This is a genomic window from Bacteroides sp. AM10-21B (assembly GCF_003472565.1).
GTDB classification, from domain to species: Bacteria; Bacteroidota; Bacteroidia; order Bacteroidales; family Bacteroidaceae; genus Bacteroides; species Bacteroides propionicigenes.
Genome location: NZ_QRME01000008.1, coordinates 125,111 through 150,498, shown reverse-complemented (window position 1 = coordinate 150,498; position 25,388 = coordinate 125,111). Strand labels below are relative to the sequence as shown.

Here is a 25,388-nt window from a genome sequence, read left to right as displayed (position 1 = left end):
AAATATATATTTTTTCAAAAATCCATAAAAATATAAATAATCAATAAATGCAAATAGTTATCCAAACGCTTTTGAAGAAGAGCTAAAGCATTCTTCATATGATACTTAACCGTATTAATGGAAATTCCTAATTCTAAAGCAATCTCTTCGTACTTTTTTTGTTCAAAACGACTTTTTTTAAATACAGTGCGACATTCTACAGGTAATTCTTCTATACTACGAGTCAGTTCATCTTCCAATTCTCGTTCGAGCAATACACCCAAGGGCTGATTTTCTTCCACAAAAACAGAATCAAGAAATTCTATATTTTCCGGTAGCATAAAAGATGAAAAATGCAGTTCCTTGCGATGACTCGAAGATTGCAATTCATTCAGACAACGGTTACGTACAGCACGCATCAGGTAAGTACGGATAGAATATGTGATTTCTATCTCCTGGCGATGCTCCCATAAATAAAATATAGCATCGTCCACCACCTCTTCTGAAAGAGCCGTATCATTCAATATTTGATTGGCGAAGCGACAAAGCAGGACATAGTGGCACTCATAGATGCATTTAAATGCCACCTCATCTCCTCTGCGTAAATGTTCAATGATTATAGTATCTTTCATAGCCGCCTCCATTTATGGAAGAGCAAAAGTAGTCAAACTTAGGTTACGACACAATTATTAAGAAGATTTTTCAGAAAAAACTCTACTCGCTGGATTACAGCAATGCAAAAACTTACTTGATTGCCGCATTATTCATTGCAGGCAATATGGCACTGCCACAGTTGTTCCACCTTATACCGCAAGGTGGCATTACATGGTTACCCATTTATTTCTTTACCCTAATCAGCGCATATAAATTCGGTTGGAAAGTGGGATTGCTGACTGCCGTTCTCTCCGTATTGCTGGCAGTAGCTGCAGGTTGGGCTGCACACCGCTTCAACCGTATTTCCCTGCCTATCTTATTGGCTGTTGTTCTGTTCTATCAAGTAATAGGCACTTTAGGTGAGTGGGTGATGGCAGGCAGCTTCTTTCAAGCCGTACAAGACTTCCGTATCGGTCTGCCGAGAATGGCAATGCAGGTTGCGGGCGGATATGCGCTGATAAAATACAGCGCGTCACTGTAACATACCACAAATACGTTTGAGAGGTTAAACGTATCCATAAAATAGATTCTGCATATATAGGCGATGAGAATATCGGCTGTATATGCAGTTTTTTTTATGCCGCAAAGAATATGCTTTAAAAGAGTAAATCCTTTATTCGGGTATAAATATCCGTAAATCATATACAAACCGGTTTATTGAATCGTAGTAGATTTGCAATCAGAAGATTAATAATAAAAAAATAATTATGAATCGCAGAAGCTTTTTGGAATATAGTAAAACTTTTTTAGGTGTTCTGTCACTACTTGTCATACTATCATGCAGTACAGCCGTACAAGAGAATACCGCTCAGTCTGATATAATGGAAACGAACAAGAAAAATCTTGGAAATTTGTTGGCGCTACAGGTATTATCGGCCATGACAAAATACTTATCAGCATGAGTAAAAACCATTACACCAATCAAGGTATAAGGAAATCTAAAAAGCTTTCCGTCAATCTCGTGAGCCGTGAAATGTTACCAAAAGCCGACTATGTAGGAAGTGTCAGCGGTACAACAGTGGATAAATCGGGAGTGTTTGCCTATCACGTCAGAGAGAAATGCCACTCAATCCCGCCAACAAAATCAATAACTTCATGCAATAAATTAAACGACTACTCACAAAACTCTTTTAATTTCAGCATTCAGTATCTTAACACTCAATGTTATACCACAGAAAAGATAATCATAAATCAAAATAAGAAATGAACATGAAAAAATTATTATTGATTCCATTTATGCTATTGACGGTTTTGTCAATGGCAGCTTGCACCGGAGGTGAGAACAAGTCATTTTTTCCCGAACAACCGGAAACACCCGAACAACCGGACGAAGGAGACGATAATAATCCCGATACGCCGACTCCCGGCGGTAACAGACGTTATCTGGTACTTTATGCTTCACGTACAAGCAACACAGAACGAGTGGCACAGCAAATTCAGGTAACGCTTGATTGTGACTTATTGGAAGTCGAACCGCAAACTCCTTACGACAATGATTACAATGCCATGCTTGAGCGTTCGCAGGAAGAACTGGCAACTATCAGACAAGGCAATTATCCACCCGTCAAAACCACAATGGATAACTTCGACAAGTATGACATTATTTTTGTCGGCTACCCTATTTGGTACGGCAGCATGGCGACTCCGATGCAGACATTCTTGCATGAACATACTTCCAAACTTGCCGGAAAACAGATTGCCTTGTTCGCCACAAGCGGCAGCAGCGGAATTTCCTCCTCTGCCAGTGAAGCCCGCAACCTCTGTCCCGATGCGAACTTCGTCAATCAGACTTTATTATTAACTTCTTCAACCCTCCCGCAAATGGAAACCCGCGTTACAGAATGGCTCGATAAAATCGGAATAGAAAAGAAAGAGCCCGAAACTCCCGAGGTATCTTCATTGGATGTTAACATCATAGTCGGCAATCGCACAATTACTGCCACAATGGAAGATAATGCCGCCGCACAGGATTTTCTGTCCCGTCTTCCATTGGAAGTAACTTTGAACGACTACAACAACATAACGGAGAAAATATTCTATCCCAACCCCACTTTAACTACAGAGGGGGTCACTCGTGGCTGTACTCCTGCACCCGGTGATATAACCATCTATGCACCGTGGGGAAACGTAGCCATTTTCTGCAAAAACTGGTCACATAGTAATGATTTGATTAAAATCGGACGTATTAACGGAAACGGAATCGAAGCATTGAACATTGCCGGAGACATACCTGCAAAATTTGAAAGGAAATAACATGAAAGTAATATCGAATAAAGAATTCGGAGGAGAACGCCCTCTGTTTGAATCACATGACCTCCGTCTGGAAAACGTAATCATTCGTGCCGGAGAGTCGGCTATTAAGGAATGTAGCAACATTGAAGCTACTAACTGTACTTTTGAAGGGAATTATCCGTTCTGGCATGTTCATGGTTTCGTTATAGACCACTGCTTTTTCGATGTTGGCGGACGTTCGGCATTATGGTATTCCGACCATCTGAAGATGACTAACACACGTATTGATGCTCCCAAAATGTTCCGCGAGATGCACGACATCGAAATGGAGAATGTGGAGATAAATGATGCCGATGAAGTGTTCTGGCGTTGCAAGAATCTGAATATCAAAAACCTGAAGCTACATGGAGGTACTTATCCGTTTATGTTTAGTAATAACATCTGCATAGACGGACTGGAAAGTGACAGTAAATATGTCTTCCAATATGTGAAGAATGTGGAATTACATCATGCCAAAATTACCACAAAAGACGCCTTCTGGGAGGTAGAAAACGTGACAATCTACGATTCCGAACTCAACGGAGAATATCTTGGCTGGCATTCACGCAACCTGCGTTTGATGAACTGTAAAATTTCCGGCACACAACCTCTATGTTATGCAGAAAACCTTGTGCTGGAGAATTGTACATTTGCTGAAGATTGCGACTTGGCTTTTGAGTACAGTTCCGTACAAGCTACAATCAACAGCCCCGTACGTAGTATCAAGAATCCTCGTAGCGGCAGTATTACAGCTGACTGTTACGGAGAAATCATTCTCGACCAAAATATCAAAGCTCCTGCCGATTGCAAATTGAAACTTTGGGACGAGAAAACATGTTTCACTGATTGATAATCTAATGAAATACGATTTTGACACAATCGTCCCGCGTCGCGGGACAAGCTCCTACAAGTGGGATACCTCCGAAGAAGAAAACACATTGCCTATGTGGGTAGCGGATATGGATTTCCGCACGGCTCCGGATATTATTGAGGCTTTGCAGGAACGGGTAATGCACGGTGTTTTCGGTTATACCAAAGTACCCGATACTTATTACGATGCAGTAGTCCGATGGTTTGGAAACCGGCATCGCTGGCAGGTGGATTCCCGGTGGATTGTCTATACAAGCGGTGTCGTACCAGCTCTGTCGGCAATCATCAAGGCACTGACCGAACCGGGCGACAAGGTCATTGTCCAGACTCCTGCCTATAATTGTTTCTATTCGTCCATCCGTAACAATGGATGCGAGTTATCTGCCAATAAATTGATCTATCGGGATGGCAGATACACGATAGACTTTGATGATCTCGAAGCGAAAACCGTCAATCCGAAAGCGAAAATTCTACTGCTGTGTAATCCTCATAACCCGGTCGGACGGGTCTGGACTCCCGAAGAGTTGCAGCGTATAGGCGACATCTGTTTGCGAAACAAAGTATTCGTTGTAGCGGATGAGATTCATTGCGAACTGACCTATAACGGCCATAATTATACGCCTTTTGCTTCCTTGTCCGAGCATTTTCAACAAAATTCCGTAACCTGCATTTCACCGAGCAAGGCGTTCAACCTTGCAGGTTTGCAAATAGCCAATATCATTGCAGCCGATGAGGAACTGCGTCGGTGTATCGACCATGCCATCAATATCAACGAAGTGTGCGATGTCAATCCGTTTGGTGTCATTGCGACAATAGCAGCGTATAATAAAGGTGGCAGATGGCTTGATGCCCTGCGGAAATACCTGTGGAAGAACTACGAATTCCTTTGTCACTTCTTTACCGAACGGTTGCCGCAATATCACGTGTTACCGCTCGAAGGGACCTATTTAGTTTGGGTTGACTGCCGTGTATCCGGTATCGGTTCGGATGATATGACCCGGCAGCTACAAGAGCAACAGCATTTGATGGTAAACTCCGGTACGATGTACGGTCCCGGCGGAGAAGGCTTTATCCGACTGAATATTGCCTGTCCCCGGACGTTACTTGCCGACGGACTGGAACGAATAGCTCGTGTACTGAAATAAGAAATTGAAAAACAAGAATACTATGAAAGAAGATAACAAAGAAAGAATCAATCGATGTAGATTTCTTAAGACGGCAACTTTAGCCAGAATAGCATCAACTATGCCTGCCGGATTGGATAAGGCTTTTGCAGCGAAAGCAAATAGGTAGCCGGAGACCATCCGCCGCTACGGTAAAGAGTCGCTCTATCGCTTGCAACTCGATTCGCTGCCAATGTTCTACCAGCACCGAGACAATCCGTAAAGCTTACGCTATTTGTCCCCTGACTGGAAGCGATACGTATAAACATCCGCATTGTGAATATATTGCAAGCATTCGGTCGTACACGAGATAACCTCCGGAGAATGAAAAGAATCGGAGAACGCCGTAGCTGCCATTCCCGTTATCGGAGACCGGCACAATGCCGAACAGCAACGTCAAGTAGGTCACTAAAGAATAGACAAATAAGGTAGTAGATCCGTAACTTGCTACTAACAGAACGGAGAAGCTACCTTACTTTTATATTATCAAAAGAAAACTCCCTCTATTTTTTATAAAAAACCTCCCATATTGAATGTAATCCAATTAAAATTAGAAAGTGCGGAAGAATGGAAACAGCGCAAACCGCAAAGTTTTAGGTCGTACAATGTTATTAATTTGTTTATATTTTAGTATCTTTGAACCATTGGAAACAGCATACTTTGCAAGACTACATAGCCTCAGGAGTTGTGATTTGCTTTCATTTTAGTATCTTTGAACCATTGGAAACAGCAGTACAAAAAATACTATCAAAAGAAATGCGTTGTGATTTGCTTTCATTTTAGTATCTTTGAACCATTGGAAACAGCTATTAAATCAAATAACTTAATAAAAAGCCGTTGTGATTTGCTTTCATTTTAGTATCTTTGAACCATTGGAAACAGCCATAAAAATAGAAGTTATTATGAGAATAAGTTGTGATTTGCTTTCATTTTAGTATCTTTGAACCATTGGAAACAGCCGAACATCAGTAACAAACTAATATACATACAGTTATATTAAACATTAGAATTTAAAAAAGATATAGTTTCCAAGAAAGAAATCCCGCTATATAGCGGGATTTTCTTTTCAGAATAGTTCTAACTGCTGCCCGGGAGTATTCACATCTACTGTTTTTTTCCCATAAAAAAGTTCTATATTTCCAAATTGTTTATCTGTAATACACATTATTCCAATACTTCCGTGCTCAGGCAAAATAGACTTAACTCTTTTTATATGTACCTCCGCATTCTCACTACTTGCGCAATGGCGAACATATATAGAAAATTGAAACATCGTAAATCCATCCTTTTGCAGATTTTTTCTAAAGTCCGCATATGCCTTTTTATCTTTTTTTGTTTCGGTTGGCAAATCAAACAATACAAGTACCCACATAATCCGATATTCACTAAACCGTTCCATTACATCTCCGGATAAGATATTCTGCGCAACTCACCGCTAAAACATTTATATAGAGAAGCCGTAGTCTGCCCAACAGCCACCATCAACGGACTACGTTTTCCCGAAATAATAGTATCCAACGTAGGAATAGTAAGCAGCTGTGCTTTCAATTCTTTTGTCAATCCAATACAATTTATTTCTTCTCCTTTAATCATATCATATACCAACCTATCCACATAGGGGCGATAAGGCTCCATTATATCATCCGCCAAACAATAAGCATTATAACGATTATGATGATGTATTCCCAAAGTAGGTAAAAGTCCACTTGCAACCAAACCACGGGCAACGACCGCCCGCAAAATAGCATACCCATAATTCAACAGATTATTAGGTGGAATACCTTCTCTATCTCTTGTAAAACCTTTTATTTTGAACAAATTTTTCCAATAATAAGCAGCTGCACGAGCCTCCAAGTTATCCGGATCTCCACTTTTCACATCAGCAGCCCATATCTTCATACACTTTATTTCCTCTCCAGTACATTTACTCAATACCGCCGCCTGATTTTCTATTTTAGCCTTTATCGTTTGCTGCCAAAGTTGTTTCATCAATGGCAGAGAAGCGCCAAGTTGCTGTCGAAACCTCTCATTTTGTGTAGTATTTCCATACAAAGGAAGCATCAGACCAACCGGCATACTTTTAGAGTCACAAGTTATGACTGCACAATTATTTTCAAGTAAAGCCTCCAACACTCCCGAAGTAACAGTTATCTGTTTATTATCCAATACCACTATCCCAATATCCTCTATTGGCTTAGTCACCTCAGACACTTGCTTGAACCCTTCGGGCAAGGCACAGCTTTTTACGACCTCCGGCAATTTAATCACCAACTGAGCATTTTTCAAAGAGAGATAAACAGGATTTCCGAAATAAAGCGTTTTCTTAATCATAGTATACAGATTTTACAAATTATTCATTCATCATTTTCCTCAAAAGGAAGTTTTAAGGTATCATCTTGCTTATCTGAATCCAACAAAAAATTGTCGGAAGAAATAATACTTCTACCCAGTTCTTTTTCAGCCTGTTCACGTGCTACTCCGGCAACATTTCCACCACGCTGTGCAACTTGTTTACTTTTAGTAAATGTATCCGGTTTCTCTTTCTGAGAGATTTCCGTAGTGACACGCTCGCCAAGCATCGTGAATATCAATTCCAAATCGGACATATGGTCACGAAGATTCTGATTCTTCTTTGTCAGTCCTTTATATATTTTATAATCCGAAGGGCTTAATCCAAACGTTGCCTTAGATATTTCTGCCGTAAGAATGGCATAATCACTTTTTTCCGTGATTCCCCTTTCTTTCCACTCATCCGTCAAATTCTGACGAATGGCAATTCCTCTCAGAAGTTTATCAATCCAATCCTTTGGATAACCCTTCTGCTCATAAAGTTTTTTCATGCGTTCCTGAGCCAATTCCGGATTTTCAATTTCCTGCACACGCTCATACCCCACCTGTGCCAGCCAAAGTTTAAAAGGTTCAGCTTTAGGAGAGGAGATGGATTGAATGATACGGAATAAAGCCTGTACATTTGCCGCCAAAGTTTTTCTTTTTTTTCCTGTATCTGTCAGCATTTCTACCTGGGGACAATTTGTCCCCAGGTAAGTAGCCAGTTCTTCATCCCGTTTTCTCATCTTCTTCAGATAGTCCGTAGGATTCACGCTATCAGTCAATACACCAACTACATCAACAACAGAAAAGTACCATTGCTGCTCTTCTTCGTTCCACATGGAACGGATTTTCTTTTCTTGAAATAACTTTATATTATTCATTTGCTTTATACTTAACTTCTATAATACGACCCAATCTATCAACTTTTACTGGGATACAAATATCTTTTACCATTTCATTATTCCATGCTCTCTGGGCCTTATTATTACTTCCTAATTCAATAGTCGGCAATATTGGATTAGCCACATTTACAGGAATAAAATGTCCCTCATTCCCAGTACAACTTACCATTTTATAAACCCGCCCCCTATCTATCGGCTCATTTATCCTACCAAATTCCCGTTCTTCTTCAGTTGGCAGATACACCAAATCATTAGGAGATAACCAAAACAACAGTTTATCCCCTTTTTCGTTTCTATCCGGAACAGGAATAAGCCCTTGTTTCTCACGTTCTATAACCAAATTTAAGGGGACAGTCTCATACGTCCTTTTTCCATCTTCTGTTGCATAAATAGCAAAGAACAAATTAGTACCCTTAGCGGCTTCCACCCATTTAGTCCCTTTATTACCAAATGCACCAACTCTAAATTTATTTCCACGTGGTTCATACACTCTCACTTTATATATTGGCTGATGTTCTTTTCCATCATTCAACTGTAAAATATTACGATTCATTTCTTCTATTCCTTCTGCAGAAAAAGCCAAATCCGCCTTTCCTTCTTTTGCAGATAAATGATTCAAAAGAATTTTCTGTATGCCAGTATCCGTTACCGATTCTTTTATTTTCTTCTCATTGAAAGTAGAATCAAGTGGTTTACGCACCGCAACCAAAGGTTCAGAAGTATTTTCTGTAAAATAATAGACTGCAACTTTAGCTATATCCAAATCCTTCCAAAAGAAAACATTCTCTTTGAAATATTTTTCAATTTTCTTCTTATCATATTTATATGATAACAATTCAAGAACCTTGCCTTTCACTCTCTTATCAACAATCATGGTAGGAGTATCCAAAGCCACAGACAATCGTACACTTTTTACTTTTCGTAAATTCACTGTTCCAAAAACCGTATCTTTATGCATCGGTTTACGAATAGCCCAACTATCACCGGTTTCCTGTTTCTTATAAACACGATTTCCTTCTGTATCAAAATGTTGATAAATATTAGTTGTTTTATTTATTATACGCAAATTCTGCTTCGAGCTAATCACTATTTTATCCAATGCCTCCCTTGCATCTTGTGTAAAAGTATTCCATGGTTTCTTTATAATCCATCTATAATTACCAGTACCATCTACTCTGCTCTTATCACACAACAATCTCTGCAAATCATAACGGGAGATTTTGGCATTACGGCTTGCAGACTCATTGCTCAAATAGTTCACATGATTCCGCGTAGCGCAAGCTATCACTATTGCATCCATGGCATGATGCCTATGGTCAATACGTTTCTTACTAAACCCTTTCTGATATTCAAGGGGCAATTCCGTCTGAAAAACTTTTTTTCCATCTTTATTCTCCCAATGCCCAAAGCACTGTGTTCCAGTCAAAGCGTTTAAACGTTCAAAACGAGGATATACAATACTGTTCCAAACATCATTCATCCCCCAATCCTTTTTCAGCCTGTCCGTCACGCTTCCCGTACAAACTAATATATTTTTTGAAACAGCCTCCGGCTCATATTCACCGCTATCATTCTTTTCACGAACAATATTCGACAAAAGCCCTTTAACAACCTTGCTGATATACCGGCTATCGTTCAATTGGCGCTCAATAAATTGCTCGGGAATATCATCCATCAACAATTTCTTCATTTTCACGCCCGATTTAGCATATTGTTCTTTTACAAAACATTCGTAGCTATCCACAGAAAGAATTTCTACCGTTTTTCCAAAACCCACTTCAACTTTCTGCCCGTGATGATTCTTGATAAACTCATACCCCAATTGATTATCTTTCAATTTATTCACAGCAGATTCACATATCACCTTGTTAGAAAAAGAATCATCAAAATAACGAGATTGAGGAATTATATGTTCTATCTCATACGCAGCCGTAAACAATTTTCCCAAAGGTATCAACTCACCGGTATAAGGCGAACGATACTTCTGTTCCAACCATAATTTATAACGCAAAAACTCTGATTTTGTCGGTAGTTTGCTATTATTGAATTTTTTCAATATTACATCTATATCTTCCGGAATCTGTTCTTCCCCTTTCAAAACCGTATCCTCATAAATCCGCAATATTTCTTGCTGACTTGGCGAATAAGGACGAACATTTTCAACCCCATATTCCGGATTCATAAACTCAGCAAGCAATGCCTTTATACGTAGATTAGCATTTTCATTCTCCTGAATTTGCGCAGTCATCCTTTTCCGCTTGTCCGCAGGATTTTTCATCTCACGCCCTAACTCAATGTGAATTTCATCAATCTTCCCAACCTGTTTCCAAATATCTCTAACAACCCTCAATGTTTCGATTATCACCTGCTCTACAATAGGATTGCGCAGTGAATGTTGTTTGAAAGAAGCCAAATAAGCATCAATATCCGCAGGAGTCTCCCATTTAGCAATTTCTTTATTTTCAGAATGGCGATTATACACAACATAACAAGCCAACCATAGCGGAAGCTTCTTAAAACAAGATATATCCGACAAGTTTATCGCCTTTTCTCTAACCTTGGCAGCTATATTCCCGTCATACTCACCTGTCATTATCCTTTCTATTCTGTCTTTAGTTGCATCGTCAATCAAGGACGCATCCCAATACCTTCCACATCTCATCAAAGGCAACAATTTCTTTATTGCCTTAGCAGAATACGATCCATATTCAGGTTTAAAAGGAGGAAACTTCTTGAACACTTCTACAAAGGATTCATTTAATCCGTTCTTAACCGCAAAGGTCCGCAAAGCTTTCTCTATTTCCAGCTTATCACTTACAGAATATAAAATATGCCACAAGGCTGTTTCTTTCTCATCCGATAAAAAATCAAGACTAACACCAAGCTTCTCCAAACGGGAAAGAATCGCATATCTCGTCTCATTACATGGATATAACTTATCCTCAACATAGTTCCAACGATAATTATTGATTTCCTTTTTTAACCCAAATTTTGGATATCTCAGAAAAGCCTTTTGATCTACTTCCTTTCGAGAATTCAGCCAATCAAATAAAGCCACATAATCATCTTCTGTTTTCAAGAACTCCGCTGTTACATCCACATCTAAATGTAAAGTTCCATTTACTTCCTTTTCTTTTTGGTATACCCGAATATTTGAAAGGAAATGCCATAAACGAAACTCCTGAAACAAAGGATGTGATTTGGCTATACACTTTAAAGGAGCTTTTTTGATTTCACCAGTTTCCCTGTTTATATATTCATTTTCCTCGTAAGGGCAATTAGAAATCAGTGACTTTTTAGTTTTCAACGGTCTTTGATAAAATAAAACATCATCCATTAACAGATAAATAAAATCTCTATTAATTATATTTTTCCGCCGCACTTCATTGCCTGGATATAATGCTTCAATACATCTCATGTATAAATCTCTATCTTGCAACTCTGCATGAAAAGCACATTGTTTCTGCAAAATCAAGTTTAGTTCCTCCTTGTAAAGCTTTCGCTCTACTGTCTTCACCAGCTTTCCTATTATTTTTTGTTGTGGATTCTGCAACAAAGTATCATAGATATAACTTCCAATCGTTTTATGAGTATTGGCTATGTCTGCCTCGGTTCTTTTCTTTATCAACATCCAATCATCCTCTTTAGGAGCTCTGAAAGAACGCTTCACCTCACCATATTTATCAAGCTTGGGAGTACCGTCCGGATTCAAGTCAGTAGTTACAATAAATTCTTTTATCTGGTTCTCCCAATCCAATGGAACATTACTGCTTCTACGATATATCCATCCATTCTCTAAGTGCACATTATACCACAGATCCCGACCTTTCTTTTCATCAGTCGCTTCCACCGACAAAACTTTTAATGCATAAAATTCAACAGATTTTCCTGCATTATCTTCCTCTTCTTCTCCTCTAAGCTGGTAATAACCACGTTTCTGATTAAAATTCAAAAGAATCCATGCCAACTCTTCTTTACTTATCATTTCCGTCAAAGCTTTCTTACGGAGATAGTAAATTGTCCAGTCATAAGGTACTTTTTTACCATCGGACACTAATGAAGGTTGGTGTTTTGCAAAATCCGCCAACATCTCATTAAATGCTGTTTGAAATAAAAAAGTATATTTTCCCCGTTCATCCATAAGCCATGGTAATTTAGGTTCACTGTCTGCCAAAAACTTTCCGGGATGCTTTTCGAAATCTATTTCTTTTAAATAATGTTCCGGCAAAAAACCAAGAATCTTCAAAACCTTATGTAATCGTTCACGACGTAACAATTGCCGTTCACGCAGACGGCGTACCCCTCTGAAACGGGTTCTTTCAGCAGTCTGTGATATAGAATTTCCTTTGTCAAAATCTCCCAATATAGCGGCATCCATCGGAATAATTCTGCTTCCTGCCATTTCTATCCAAATTCGTTCGAGCTGTTCTTTTATTACAGAATTTATTACAGCCCATCCTATGCTATTGCTCCCTAAATCAAGTCCCAGTATCGTTTTCATAATATTATTTTTTTATATATCATTCAAAGTTATTTTTTTATTAATACAAGCATTGCTTTTTCATATTTATTTTATACATTTGCCAAACTAAAATGAAGCAAATCACAATAAGGATTATTCCGTTGTGAAAACATTAGGTTCCCTCGTCCTTAACGGGGGATTTTTTATTTTATAAATTTCTCACCTTCCCCTCCCCTCCGCATTACTAAAAACTATATCTTTGTTCCCAATAATTAATCGTCCGACAACTGTTGCATTATCGTCCAACAGCTGTCGGACGATAATGCAACAGTTGTCGGACGATTAATTTTTAACAAGATAAATATTAGTTCGATTAGCTGCGGAAATAAGCCCTCGAAGCGGCAAAAACAGTTTATCGCTATAAACAAACAAAACATCTTATGAGTGCTTATTACGACCTTTATGAAACGCCTTCACCCGATGGGATAGAAGACAAAAAATCACTCCATGCACGTATCTGTCCCAAAAAGACTTATACCAAAAAGGAATTCGTGGAACATATATCCGTATTTCAACATCTGCCGAAAAATATGGTAGGGGCAGCATTGGACGCCTGCATTGACGAGCTTTGCGACTTATTAGCTAACGGAAACATCGTGGAATTGGGAGAACTCGGGTTCTTCAGTACTTCCTTAAAATGCCTGCGGGAAACAGACGACGAGAAAAAGAAAATTCGTTCCGAATCTGTACAGTTTCAAAATGTAAACCTGCGCATCAGCAGTGCCTTCCGCAAAAAAATCAAACATTCCATGATTCTGGAACGCATCCACTCCACCACAAAAAAAACAAAGAATGAGAAAGCTGCTACGGAAGAAATGAGAAAAGAACGACTTGTACTGTTTCTCCAACAAAATGTGTGTATCAACAAGAACGAATACATCCAGCTGAGCGGATTGACAAGGCATGCAGCCATAGATGAACTGAACAAATTCATCCAACAGGGATTCCTGCGCCGACGAGGAATGGGAAGGTCAACAGTCTATGTTCAGCAAGAGAAAATGCCTAATACAAACAAATAAAGAAAACAATGGAAAATTTGGATAAAACAACTATCACACAGTGGTTCGCTTTTTTCAAAGACCAACTGCTACTAAAGAAAGAGTACACAAGCAACGGAGAAAACAGATACAATATACCATATGGAACCAACCCTCCTGTCCCCCCCGCAACAGGATGCAAAATACATGAGGTAGCTCTGACGAACGGGAACAGAATAAAAGCCTTCGCCCTCGAACAGCCCATGCCCGAAACCGAAGAATGGGTAATGATAGGCTTGCGCGCTTCTTACGACTACCTGCCATTGGCAGATTACCAAGCAGCAGGAAAAGCATTCCAGATACTCTATTGGGACGAGCACAGCCGTTTCTGTCCCGTATGCGGCACTCCTATGGAACAGAAGACTCCTATCATGAAGAAATGCCCGGAATGCAGCAATGAGATGTATCCCCCGGTTTCCACCGCCATCATCGTGCTGATACGGAAAGGCAAAGAGATATTGCTGGTACATGCACGCAACTTCCGCGGAACTTTCCACGGACTGGTAGCCGGTTTTCTCGAAACGGGTGAGACGCTGGAACAATGCGTAGAACGGGAAGTTATGGAAGAAACGGGGCTAAAGGTGAAGAACATCACGTATTTCGGCAGTCAGCCCTGGCCCTATCCCAGCGGATTAATGGTAGGTTTCATTGCCGACTATGAAAGCGGAGAAATCAAACTGCAAGCCGATGAACTCAGTTCCGGCGCATTCTATTCCAAAGACAATCTGCCGGAAATCCCGCGAAAACTAAGCATTGCACGCAAACTGATTGACTGGTGGCTGGAGAATAACGATTAAAGAGTTCAATCTCAGAAGAGGAAAAGAAAAAACAGATTGCGGAAAACACGCGCTCACAAACGAACAACTACGAATGAAACGACTCTCATTCACATCAACCAATCGGCGTGCAACCGCAATCTGTAGTACTATCTGTTAACTGTTGACCTCTGTCGCATATAAGAACAGCATTTAACGGAGAATGATTAGATAATCGGCATAAAGAATATAAAAGAAACTTAATTGAGGCACATCAAAAGCCATATAATGATTCCTTTTAGGAACGGATTACGCGGACTATCCTCTTAACCTTTTTTACAGTCATTCCCTGCAGCCTTTTGTGATATGTTGCGTCTAACCTATAACCAAGGCTCAACAACAAACAGGAATGATTAAAAAGGAATATATATTGCTGGCTATATTATCTGCCGGTTTGTCCTTTCCGGTACAAGGACAGACTATATGGACAAAAAAAGACTCCATTAAGCTGAAAAAGATACTGGACGGAGAAATGGATATACCCATTAATCCTACTGTCAAGCAAGAAATTGACTTATTATTTTCCACACCCGCACATATACGCAGTATTCCCATTTTACCCGTTAAAGAGCTTTTGCCCGAGCGGGAAGACTTCCGACAGACATACGCAATGCCCCAATTCCGGCTGAACAATACACGCATATATCACAACACCTCACTACGGAATAAATACTTCCTGAACATCCAACGGTTCAGTATTTCAGCCACTACGGCATATGGCAGAAGAGCAAGAACGCTTTTACAACAAAAGACAGACTTCAAGTTTAACATAACTCAAAAAATCGGCTACCATGTTTACGCAGGATACAGCCGTAGCAGCAGTAAGTCCGCCATATTGCCGGGAGCAGTAAGTCCGCTGTATTTCGGAAGCGGGTTCTCTTATGACATCAATCGACAGGTACAGGTAAAAACCGGCATTGACCGCCGATTCAATATAATCTACAAACGTTGGGAATGGGTGTGGGAAACAAGTGTGGGAGTAGCTTTTTAGATATGAAAAAAGGTGCGAGCGGCTTTCCGCCACTTGCACCTTTCCATATAAAGAGTCAGGCTTTCTTAGATACCGAGTGATTTGCGCACTGCTTCCACTTTCTTTTCAGCCTCAGCGTTTGCATTGCCGTAGCATTTGGAACATCCCATTTCACCCTTCACTTCAATGTAGAACTTAATCTTAGGTTCCGTACCTGAAGGACGAACAGAAATCTTCGTACCGTCTTCTGTGAAGTACTGAAGAACGTTGGATGTTTCGGGCATATCCAAGTTGGTTGCGTTGCCTTTGGCATCGGTAGCTTTCAGAGTCTTGTAGTCCTTAATCAAAGAAACGGCAGAGCCACCGATTTCTTTCGGCGGATTGGCACGGAAATTATCCATCATAGCCTTGATTTCATCTGCACCGCTCTTGCCCGGCTTCACTACATTGACGGTAGTTTCCTTAGAGAAACCATATTCTACATAGATGTCCATCAGGATGTCATACAACGTCTTGCCCTGGTCTTTAGCCCAAGCGCAGATTTCTGCCAACAGTGAACAAGCGGAAACGGCATCTTTATCGCGAACGAAATCTTCGGCAAGGAAACCGTAGCTTTCTTCACCGCCACCGATATATTGCTGCTTGCCTTCGCGCAGGCGGATTTCACGTGCAATCCACTTGAAGCCTGTGTAGCAATCGAGCATTTCAATCTTATTCTTATCGGCAACGGCCTTGATAAGTTCGGTAGTCACAATGGTCTTCACGATGAAGTCCGTAGGCTGCATCTTGCCTGTGGCGATACGGTTCTTGATAATATAATATAAGAAGAGTAAGCAAGTCTGGTTACCGTTAATCAGCACCCATTCGCCTTTATCGTCCTTGCAAGCCATACCTACGCGGTCGGCATCCGGGTCACTTGCCATTACGATGTCCGCATCAATCTTCTTGGCAAGTTCGATAGCCATAGAAAGGGCTTCCGCATTTTCAGGGTTCGGAGAAATCACTGTCGGGAAGTCACCGCTCTTCACCATCTGCTCGGGCACGCAGTGTACATTCTCAAAGCCCCATTCTTTCAGAGAAGCGGGAATAAGCACTCTGCCTGCACCATGAAGCGGAGTATAAACGATGCTGAGGTCTTTCTGACGCTTAATCACTTCCGGGTCAATGGAAAGAGTGTGAACTTTATCCAAGTATATCTTGTCGATGTCTTCACCGATAATCTGAATCAAATCCTTGTTGCCTTGGAACTTGATGTCCTCAACAGTTACTTTGTTCACTTCATCGATAATGGCAGTGTCGTGCGGAGCAAGTACCTGTGCACCGTCATCCCAATAGGCTTTGTAGCCGTTGTATTCTTTCGGGTTGTGACTTGCAGTCAGGTTGATACCGCTTTGGCAACCAAGGTGACGGATAGCAAAGGAAACTTCCGGAGTAGGACGTAAATCGTCGAAAAGATAAACCTTGATGCCGTTTGCAGAGAAAATATCGGCCGAGATTTCAGCGAACTTGCGGCTGTTGTTACGACAGTCGTGACCCACTACTACGGAGATTTGCTCTTTGTCCTTGAAGCATTTGTTCAGATAGTTTGCCAATCCCTGGGTAGCTGCGCCTACTGTATAGATGTTCATACGGTTGCTGCCTGCACCCATAATGCCGCGCAAGCCACCTGTTCCGAATTCCAGGTCTTTATAAAAACATTCTATCAGTTCGGTCTTATCTGGATTTTCCAACATTCTTTTCACTTCAGCCTGAGTTTCGGCATCATAAGCCGGGGTAAGCCATTTTTCGGCTTTCTCAGTTACCTGTTTAATCAGTTCTTGATTTTCCATAAGACTATTTTTATATTAAAGGTTAATACTTCATTTTTTTGTTGAGTCACAAATGTAAAAGAATAAGTTCAAATATCCTAATCAATCGGGCATTTTATAGCGGTCGCCCGTTTGTTTTACATATTCTTCCAAAAATTCCTTCGGATAACCCGGACGAACCACGCCGGCAGGCTGGCCGATAGCGTTGCGCTCGAACTTTCCGTCTTTCATTTTACGGACAACACCGTCATTATATTTCACAATAATGAATTCACCCAGCCGCTTCCATGTGTCGAAAGTGCTTTGTGCCGTCATATTGGTATAGTTTGTCAAGAATGCTTTCGCTTTAGCCGGGTCTTTCTCCAGAAGTTTGGCGGCAGCGGATTCAATGCCTTCCTGCGCATCGTTGAAAGTGGTTTCGAGTTCGTTCTGCGTGGCACGTACATCACCAATCATAAGGTCGTAACGAGGATATACCATATTGGAAACCCAGTTGAAAATCCAGAAAGAAGAGTTCCATGAGAAAGTGATGTAGTCCGCACCGTCTACGCGCGAATAGCATACGGGCACTTTATCCGTACAACAGTATACGGGAGTGAATACCGTCATGTTGGCATCATCCGTACCGAACCACAATACACCGCCGATAGCATCGGGCAAAGTGGAACGCATCTGCGCCACAAACACAAAACCGCTCTGCTGTGTAGAAATGGGACGCTCGTTGAAGTATTCCTTATCGCCTACTTTGAATGAAAGAGGAGAAAGACGGTAGGGAGTATGATACGGTCCTGCACCAAAATCCTTACTGATGTCGAGAGGAGTACCTTCGTAATGGTCGCGCATGGCATTCTTTACATCTTGTACGGAGATTTTACGGTTGGGCTTCACGAAAAGCGGCATCGGGGTGTCGGTATCTCCCTGTATATAAGGCAAGAACTCGTTGCCACGGGCGGTAAACATATTAAAGTAGCTCCATACGCGGGCTTCGCAATAACGACGAGCGCCAAAGTCGAGAGGCGCATAGGCATTCGCAAAACTGAAATCTTTGTTTACTCCGTCAAAATAGCCTTTCTCACGGGCAAAGGATATGACGTCGGGAGAATACATACAGTTGTTCTTGTCGTTCATATCAAACTGGTGGATGCGGCTTTGGTTGGCATGTGCGGAGATGCAATCATCAGGTACGCGGACAGCCACCCATACGGCGCCGCGCACACCGGGACCTTTGCCTATCATCTCCATAATCCAGATTTCATTGGGGTCAGCGATGGTGAATGACTCGCCGCCGCTGTAATAGCCGTATTCCTGTACGAGTTCCGTCATCACTTTGATGGCTTCTCGGGCGGTACGGGAACGTTGCAGGCCGAGGTAAATCAGGCTTCCATAATCGATGATACCGGTAGTGTCTGCCAATTCGGGACGGCCGCCAAAGGTCGTCTCACCGATAGTAAGCTGGAATTCGTTCATATTGCCGATGACGTTGTAGGTCTGGCGTGCTTGCTCTATCTGGCCGAGATACTTGCCGGTGTCCCACTCGTGCACATCAATCAATGTACCCTTTTTGTGCATACCTGCGGGATAATGATATAACTCGCCGAACAATCCATAGGAGTCGGCAGAATAGGAAACAATTGTAGAACCGTCCGTAGAGGCATTCTTGCCCACAATGAGGTTGGTACAAGCAAATGCGTTTGCCACAGCTGCCACCACTAACATGACGGAGAAAGTTAATCTTTTCATACTTCTGTTATTATATAGTTTATTTAATAATGCTTTGTTATAAATGAAGAGCTACCATACAAAATGGAACTGCTTCGTGGTTTGATTGCCACAACCGTCGGTTACGGTCATTTCCACAGTATGCTTGCCACCTTTCTTTATATGTTTCGGGTCGAGTTCGCAAACCAGATTGCCGCTAATGGAGTTGGGCTTGCCGAACAAAGCGTATTTCCCGTCTATCGTTCCGCGGTAGCTGTTTATTCCCGTCTCCTTGTCCTTGACTTTAAAGACGATGCGTCCCGTACGCCCCCACTGCTGAGGGTTGAGCGGAGTAATCTCCGGCGGTACGGTATCGACAGCCACCGTATAAGTAGCCAAATCGCGGATACGGACTTTCATAAAGCCGTCCTTATAAGTACCCCCTATGCTATACTTCCCGCCCCGTGCCGTAACACCGGCAACGTAATATTTCGATTTATCTTCCAGTCGGTCGCGACGCAAGCCGATACGCATTTCGCAGGCTCCGTGCAGGGGAATACGTGTATTATTCAACCGGTAAGTGAAAGCCACATCCCCGCTATCGGCACGCACGGAATAGTCCAGCCAAACATCATCGTACAGCATTCCGCGCGGTACAACCAGTTCCAAACCGGGTTCTTGAAGATAATTGGTCTTATCCCATTTGAAAGCATACTTTTCACGATGTTCCACGGGACGGATGTCGGTTTTCTTCCCCTGTACGGTAAAACGGACTTTCGAGGTGTTGCCTAACGCATCGCTTAGAGTGTACACAAAGCGATAAGGACGTTCTTCGTTGATTTCTATCAGTCCTCGATTGCCACTGGAAGCGTGCAACATACGCAGACGGTTGCCCGGTTCGATGAATGACTTCATATACTGACCATGCGTCCATGAATTGATATAGCGGTTTTCCTCGTAGGCAAAACGGTCTACCACACTGCGAAATACTTCCTCACCGTCCACTTCGAGAATCACGGTATGCACACCGTAGCGGTTGCCTACTCCATCCATGTGGTCATAGGCACGAATTCCCGCACCTATCAGTCCCCAAGCTGTGATAGGTTTTACGGGATTTGCAGGGAAGGTCTGATGTATCTGTTTTCCGTTTACTACACCTTTGCCCGGCTGCGGAAACAAGATGATGCCTTCGGCATGAGGGGCGGTATTGTCTTTCACTTTCTTCATAAAGAAAGGCAGCGGGTCAACATAGTCTCCTGTTGCCGACTCAATCATATCCAGATGCAGGTGAGGACCGAAAGAGTAGCCCGTATTGCCGCTAAGGGCTATCACCTGCCCCGCCTTTACCGGATATTCTCCCGGTTCGGGAGCAATCTCCACTTCCCAGCTCTCCTTTTCATATTGCAAATCTTTCACCCTCCGGGCTATATCGCCTACAAATGCGCTGAGGTGGCGGTTGATAGTGGAATAGCCGTTGTCATAATCCACATCGAGCACATAGCCCGAACCGTGCGTCACACGGATGCGTGAGATATATCCGTCTGCCAAAGCACGCACCGGCTTACCAATAGCCCCGCCGGTCTTGAAGTCCAGTCCGCCATGAAAATGGTTGGCGCGTATCTCACCGAAATTACCGGAGAAAACGATAGGGAAATCAAAAGGGGGAATAAAAGATGCTGTCTGCATTTCCGGTACAGCTTCCATATCGGGCGCATCTTGTGCATACCCGCCTTGTACGCTGCCAACGAAAAACAAAACAGAGAGAAATATAGAGTGTTTTATATTCTTACAAATCATATCTTATTTTTTAATGAATGCAAATATAAAAAGAATAGTTTTCTCCGCCTAAACAAAAAAGCATAATCCTACCGTCTTACCCTATAAATAATCAGGTATTTTCTGTTGTAAAACACCTGATACTAAATGACAATGAGACAGAGAAATCGCTATCTTGCAGCATGTTTAACCATTAACAGATGACATTATGATTATCGGAGTACCCAAAGAAATCAAAAACAACGAGAACCGTGTAGGAATGACCCCTGCCGGAGTAGCCGAGTTGGTGAAGAAAGGTCATACGGTGTATGTGCAGGCTACTGCCGGCGCAAACAGCGGGTTCTCTGACGATGACTACATCGCCGTAGGTGCACAAATCCTGCCTGCCATTGAAGACGTTTATGCCATAGCCGACATGATTGTCAAGGTGAAGGAGCCTATTGCACCGGAGTACAAACTGATTAAGAAGGGACAAGTGGTATTCACGTATTTCCACTTTGCAGCCGATAAATTACTGACCGAAGCCATGATTGAAAGCGGTGCTGTATGTATCGCTTATGAAACCGTGGAGAAAGAAGACCATTCCTTGCCATTGCTTACTCCTATGAGCGAAGTGGCAGGACGCATGGCTACCCAAGTAGGAGCCCGTTTTCTGGAAAAACCGCAAGGTGGAAAAGGAAAGCTGATGGGGGGCGTACCGGGTGTCCGCCCCGCACGCGTACTCATTTTAGGTGGTGGCGTAGTCGGTACCAATGCCGCACAAATGGCCGCGGGAATGGGTGCCGAAGTAATGATTACGGATGTCAACCTGCCACGCCTGCGCTATCTCAGCGAGGTATTGCCCAAGAATGTAAAAACGCTTTATTCTTCGCTCCACAATATCAAAATGGAACTGCCTACCATAGATTTGGTAATAGGTTCCGTACTCATCCCCGGCGATAAGGCGCCTCACCTCATCACAAGGGATATGCTGAAAATGATGAAACCCGGAACTGTGCTTGTGGATGTCGCCATTGACCAAGGCGGTTGTTTCGAAACGTCTCATCCCACTACCCACAGCGAACCGACGTATGTTGTAGACGGTATTGTGCACTATGCAGTAGCCAATATTCCCGGTGCTGTACCGTTTACTTCTACCATGGCGCTGACTAATGCAACACTACCTTATACGGTAGCATTGGCTTGCAAAGGTTGGAAACAGGCTTGTAAAGATGATCCGGCATTGGCTTTGGGACTGAATGTGGTAGAGGGGAAAGTGACATATAAGGCGGTGGCAGATGTGTTCGGAATGAGGTATGAGGAAATACCTCATTCATAATCCACCATTCATAATCCATAATTCATAATCCATAATTCATAATTCACAATTCATAATTCACAATTTATGAATGGTGAGTTATGACTCAACATAAACAGCGTAACCCAAGGCTGAAAGCCTTCTATCTCCAAGCCCGGGGTAACACCCCGGGTATATATATTTGATTAACATTTCGCCCTGTAAGGGCAGAAGAAAGATAGACAAGTCTTCTGCCCTTACAGGGCGAAAAGAGGTAGAAGGCCTTTTCAGACCCTGGGCGTTGCCCAGGGCTTGGAGATTAAAGCCTTTCAGGCTTTAGTAACCTAAATGTAGCCTCAAAATAAATACAACTTTAAATGCAAATGCAACTTTAAATCCGAATGCAACTTTAAATCCACTATCTCAATCATCAAACAAAAATTCTTCTTTCTTCGCATACGCCCAATACATAGCTAATGCCGTGATGCACAAATTGAAAACAAACGGAAACTCTTGGGAATTGGTGTGGAATACCCATTGGAAAAAGTCTGTGATGAAAGGAGACAACAGTATGCCAAGATAATTCATCACCATTACAAAAGCAAGGGAAAGTGTCGTTTTCTGAGGGATGGCAGTATCAACAGTCTTATCGTAAATCAAAGGTTGAATGATACCATATCCCAAGCCGACTAAAATACATCCCGGTACAATGAGCCATTCCGTAGGAGAAATCCATATCAACAGCAATCCTGCAGCAATAGCCAAGAGGCTATAAAGTTTGGTCTTATTCCCCAAAAGCTTCACTACACTATCCAACATAAATCCCGGAGCCATAATGGCAAGGAAGAACAGAGAAATCATCAGCCCTGAATTACCGCTTGAAAAGTGATGTGCTTCCATTAAGAAAGGTAAATTAAAAGTAACCACAAGAACTATGTACGTAACCAGTCCGTAGAACAACATTAGCTGGACAAGATGGCGTACGTGTATACCGTATTTACCGGAAATGACAGGTACGGACTTTATGGAAGAAACAGTAGCCGATGCCTGCCTGATTGTTACCGAAGCCGTATCCTTCTTTAAATAAGCCGAAAGAACCAAAGAAACCAACGGTAACAGATATACAACAAAAGGCAAACGCCAGTGTACTTCCGCCAGATAACCCGTTACAGCCGTAGCCACCACCAGCGTCATATTGGTTATGGCAGAACTATATCCAAACTGCCTGACACGATACTCCCCTGTAAAATACCGGGAAATCAATCCCGTAGAAAGCGGAATAATCAATCCTGATCCGATACCGAGCAAAGCGCTGACAGCCATCAGCTGCCACATCTTGGAAGAAAACAAATAAAGAACTCCGCTTGCTGCAAACAGCCAAAGCCCTACCCTCAGTAAACGGATAAAATCTCGTTTCTCCGCCAACTTACCTGCCAATAATACAAAAGGAATAATAAGCAAGGAAGGTAAAGAAGTCAACATTTGTATATCCAACTCTGTGGCATGGGGAAAAATAGTGGAAAGTTCTCCCAAAATAGGCGAAACAGCCAAGCCCGGCAATGAAGTCAGTGCAGAAACAGACCAAATGCCTATAAGCGTAATAAGAGGAATGGTTCCTTGTCCGGTATTAATTTTCATAATTCAAAAGTGGGTTAGTTAGTTGAAGGAAAACAAGCGATGCAACAGAATGTTCGAACAGGGGAAGTGATAACTCCTTTAACTCCTCCAACTCCTAATTAACACGCCTCCCCCGCCCTTTTAATAAACGCCAAATAATGTAAAACGGCGGAACTTTCTTTCGTGAGGGTCGTTGTTGTGGAAAATTCGACGGGGAAGGTCCCCGCCGCCTAAACCTTTAAAAACTTATAGTTATATGAAAGATTTAAATTTCAGAAAAGGAGATGCAAAGACCGAGGTGTTCGGTTCGAACCGAATGTTGCAACCCTCACCGGTAGAAAAAATTCCCGAAGGACCTACCACTCCGGAGATTGCCTACCAAATGGTGAAGGATGAAACTTTTGCACAGACTCAGCCCCGTCTGAACCTGGCTACGTTCGTCACGACTTATATGGACGAATATGCAACCAAGTTGATGAACGAAGCTATCAACATCAACTACATCGACGAAACCGAGTATCCCCGCATCGCTGTAATGAACGGTAAATGTATCAACATCGTTGCCAATCTGTGGAACTCTCCGGAAAAAGACACTTGGAAAACAGGTGCTCTCGCCATCGGTTCTTCAGAAGCATGTATGCTGGGTGGTGTGGCTGCATGGCTGCGCTGGCGCAAGAAGCGTCAGGCTCAAGGCAAACCGTTCGACAAACCTAACTTTGTTATCTCAACCGGTTTCCAGGTGGTGTGGGAAAAATTCGCCCAGCTGTGGCAGATTGAAATGCGTGAAGTGCCTTTGACTCTTGACAAGACCACGCTCGACCCCGAAGAAGCTCTGAAAATGTGTGATGAGAATACTATCTGTATCGTACCCATCCAAGGTGTTACATGGACAGGACTGAATGACGACGTTGAAGCGCTTGACAAAGCACTCGACGCATACAATGCCAAGACCGGCTACGACATTCCTATCCACGTAGATGCTGCAAGCGGCGGTTTCATCCTCCCGTTCCTGTATCCTGAAAAGAAATGGGACTTCCGTTTGAAATGGGTGCTTTCCATCAGTGTCAGCGGTCACAAGTTCGGCTTGGTCTATCCCGGTCTGGGTTGGGTTTGCTGGAAAGGCAAAGAATATCTGCCCGAAGAGATGGCATTCAGCGTAAACTATCTTGGCGCTAACATCACTCAGGTCGGTTTGAACTTCTCCCGTCCTGCCGCACAGATTTTAGGACAGTACTACCAATTTATCCGTTTGGGATTCCAAGGTTACAAAGAAGTACAGTACAATTCACTCACAATCGCCAAGTATATCCATGATGAAATCGGTAAAATGGTTCCGTTCGTAAACTACTCCAATGAAGTGGAAAACCCGCTGTTCATCTGGTACTTGAAACCGGAGTATGCAAAGACTGCAAAATGGACTCTGTACGACTTGCAAGACAAGCTTTCACAACATGGCTGGATGGTTCCGGCCTATACACTTCCTGCCAAGCTGGAAGATTATGTAGTGATGCGTGTCGTAGTCCGTCAGGGATTCAGCCGCGACATGGCAGATATGCTGCTGGGCGACATCAAGAATGCCATTGCCGAACTGGAGAAACTGGATTATCCCACTCCTACCCGTATGGCACAGGACAAGAATCTGCCGGTAGAAAGCAAAATCTTCAATCACGGCGGAAAACGTCACAAAAAGTAATAAAGT

The 25,388-nt window shown here is 42.4% G+C and carries 18 protein-coding genes and 2 pseudogenes; 11 read left to right on the top strand and 9 right to left on the bottom strand.

Features of this window, described 5'->3' with window-relative positions:
- Window positions 1-14: 14 nt before the first annotated feature.
- Window positions 15-611, bottom strand: a complete 597-nt coding sequence (locus DW121_RS12250; RefSeq protein WP_233555807.1) for an RNA polymerase sigma-70 factor — start codon at window positions 609-611, stop codon at window positions 15-17.
- Between the two features lie 146 nt (window positions 612-757).
- Here DW121_RS12250 and DW121_RS12245 point away from each other — a divergent pair, with 146 nt between their 5' ends.
- The 6 genes and pseudogenes from DW121_RS12245 to DW121_RS15945 all read left to right on the top strand — a co-directional run.
- Window positions 758-1,114 carry an ECF transporter S component gene (locus DW121_RS12245; RefSeq protein WP_233555806.1) on the top strand — a complete coding sequence of 119 codons (357 nt, stop codon included), beginning with the start codon at window positions 758-760 and terminating at the stop codon, window positions 1,112-1,114.
- Between the two features lie 226 nt (window positions 1,115-1,340).
- Window positions 1,341-1,834: pseudogene (locus tag DW121_RS12240) on the top strand (NADPH-flavin oxidoreductase); the annotation flags it as partial.
- Between the two features lie 8 nt (window positions 1,835-1,842).
- Window positions 1,843-2,886, top strand: coding sequence for a cyclophilin-like fold protein (locus DW121_RS12235; RefSeq protein WP_118323967.1), 1,044 nt, complete (start codon window positions 1,843-1,845; stop codon window positions 2,884-2,886).
- 1 nt (window position 2,887) lies between these two features.
- Window positions 2,888-3,754: a DUF3737 family protein gene (locus tag DW121_RS12230; protein ID WP_118323966.1), complete on the top strand. Its 867-nt coding sequence runs from the start codon at window positions 2,888-2,890 to the stop codon at window positions 3,752-3,754.
- Window positions 3,755-3,761: 7 nt separating this feature from the next.
- Window positions 3,762-4,919 carry a MalY/PatB family protein gene (locus DW121_RS12225; protein WP_118323918.1) on the top strand — a complete coding sequence of 386 codons (1,158 nt, stop codon included), beginning with the start codon at window positions 3,762-3,764 and terminating at the stop codon, window positions 4,917-4,919.
- Between the two features lie 148 nt (window positions 4,920-5,067).
- Window positions 5,068-5,349 (top strand): annotated as a pseudogene (locus DW121_RS15945) (hypothetical protein); the annotation flags it as partial.
- A gap of 654 nt (window positions 5,350-6,003) precedes the next feature.
- Here DW121_RS15945 and cas2 read toward each other — a convergent pair.
- Genes cas2 through cas9 form a run of 4 tightly spaced genes read right to left on the bottom strand, consistent with a single transcriptional unit; the run spans window position 6,004 to window position 12,671 of the window.
- Window positions 6,004-6,336: a CRISPR-associated endonuclease Cas2 gene (gene cas2 / locus DW121_RS12215; protein ID WP_117712379.1), complete on the bottom strand. Its 333-nt coding sequence runs from the start codon at window positions 6,334-6,336 to the stop codon at window positions 6,004-6,006.
- The gene (gene cas1 / locus DW121_RS12210; RefSeq protein WP_118323917.1) at window positions 6,336-7,268 is read right to left on the bottom strand and encodes a type II CRISPR-associated endonuclease Cas1; all 933 of its coding nucleotides are present in this window, start codon (window positions 7,266-7,268) and stop codon (window positions 6,336-6,338) included. Before cas1 ends, cas2 begins: the two co-directional genes overlap by 1 nt.
- Before the next feature lie 23 nt (window positions 7,269-7,291).
- A complete protein-coding gene (locus DW121_RS12205) occupies window positions 7,292-8,149 on the bottom strand; it encodes a Bro-N domain-containing protein (protein ID WP_118323916.1) in 858 nt (285 codons plus the stop codon).
- Window positions 8,142-12,671, bottom strand: coding sequence for a type II CRISPR RNA-guided endonuclease Cas9 (gene cas9, locus DW121_RS12200; protein WP_117712374.1), 4,530 nt, complete (start codon window positions 12,669-12,671; stop codon window positions 8,142-8,144). Before cas9 ends, DW121_RS12205 begins: the two co-directional genes overlap by 8 nt.
- Window positions 12,672-13,072: 401 nt before the next feature.
- On the opposite strand from cas9, the gene DW121_RS12195 reads away from it, so the two are divergent.
- The 3 genes from DW121_RS12195 (at window position 13,073) to DW121_RS12185 (ending at window position 15,535) form a co-directional block, all read left to right on the top strand.
- Complete coding sequence (locus tag DW121_RS12195; RefSeq protein WP_118323915.1) at window positions 13,073-13,711, top strand: HU family DNA-binding protein; 639 nt, start codon at window positions 13,073-13,075, stop codon at window positions 13,709-13,711.
- 8 nt (window positions 13,712-13,719) lie between these two features.
- Complete coding sequence (gene nudC / locus DW121_RS12190) at window positions 13,720-14,526, top strand: NAD(+) diphosphatase (RefSeq protein WP_117712368.1); 807 nt, start codon at window positions 13,720-13,722, stop codon at window positions 14,524-14,526.
- 367 nt (window positions 14,527-14,893) lie between these two features.
- Window positions 14,894-15,535, top strand: a complete 642-nt coding sequence (locus tag DW121_RS12185; RefSeq protein WP_118323914.1) for a DUF4858 domain-containing protein — start codon at window positions 14,894-14,896, stop codon at window positions 15,533-15,535.
- Between the two features lie 65 nt (window positions 15,536-15,600).
- On the opposite strand, the gene DW121_RS12180 is transcribed toward DW121_RS12185, so the two are convergent.
- The 3 genes from DW121_RS12180 to DW121_RS12170 form a co-directional block, all read right to left on the bottom strand.
- The gene (locus DW121_RS12180; protein WP_118323913.1) at window positions 15,601-17,343 is read right to left on the bottom strand and encodes a phospho-sugar mutase; all 1,743 of its coding nucleotides are present in this window, start codon (window positions 17,341-17,343) and stop codon (window positions 15,601-15,603) included.
- An 81-nt stretch (window positions 17,344-17,424) separates the two neighbouring features.
- Window positions 17,425-19,062 carry a C69 family dipeptidase gene (locus DW121_RS12175; RefSeq protein WP_118323912.1) on the bottom strand — a complete coding sequence of 546 codons (1,638 nt, stop codon included), beginning with the start codon at window positions 19,060-19,062 and terminating at the stop codon, window positions 17,425-17,427.
- 51 nt (window positions 19,063-19,113) lie between these two features.
- Window positions 19,114-20,817 carry a M23 family metallopeptidase gene (locus DW121_RS12170; protein ID WP_118323911.1) on the bottom strand — a complete coding sequence of 568 codons (1,704 nt, stop codon included), beginning with the start codon at window positions 20,815-20,817 and terminating at the stop codon, window positions 19,114-19,116.
- Window positions 20,818-21,004: 187 nt separating this feature from the next.
- On the opposite strand from DW121_RS12170, the gene ald reads away from it, so the two are divergent.
- The gene (gene ald, locus DW121_RS12165; protein WP_118323910.1) at window positions 21,005-22,114 is read left to right on the top strand and encodes an alanine dehydrogenase; all 1,110 of its coding nucleotides are present in this window, start codon (window positions 21,005-21,007) and stop codon (window positions 22,112-22,114) included.
- Between the two features lie 381 nt (window positions 22,115-22,495).
- Here ald and DW121_RS12160 read toward each other — a convergent pair whose 3' ends face one another.
- A complete protein-coding gene (locus DW121_RS12160) occupies window positions 22,496-23,710 on the bottom strand; it encodes an MFS transporter (RefSeq protein ID WP_118323909.1) in 1,215 nt (404 codons plus the stop codon).
- Window positions 23,711-23,945: 235 nt separating this feature from the next.
- Here DW121_RS12160 and DW121_RS12155 point away from each other — a divergent pair, with 235 nt between their 5' ends.
- Window positions 23,946-25,382 (top strand): glutamate decarboxylase, encoded by a 1,437-nt coding sequence (locus DW121_RS12155; RefSeq protein WP_118323908.1) that lies wholly within the window; start codon window positions 23,946-23,948, stop codon window positions 25,380-25,382.
- Window positions 25,383-25,388: the final 6 nt, after the last annotated feature.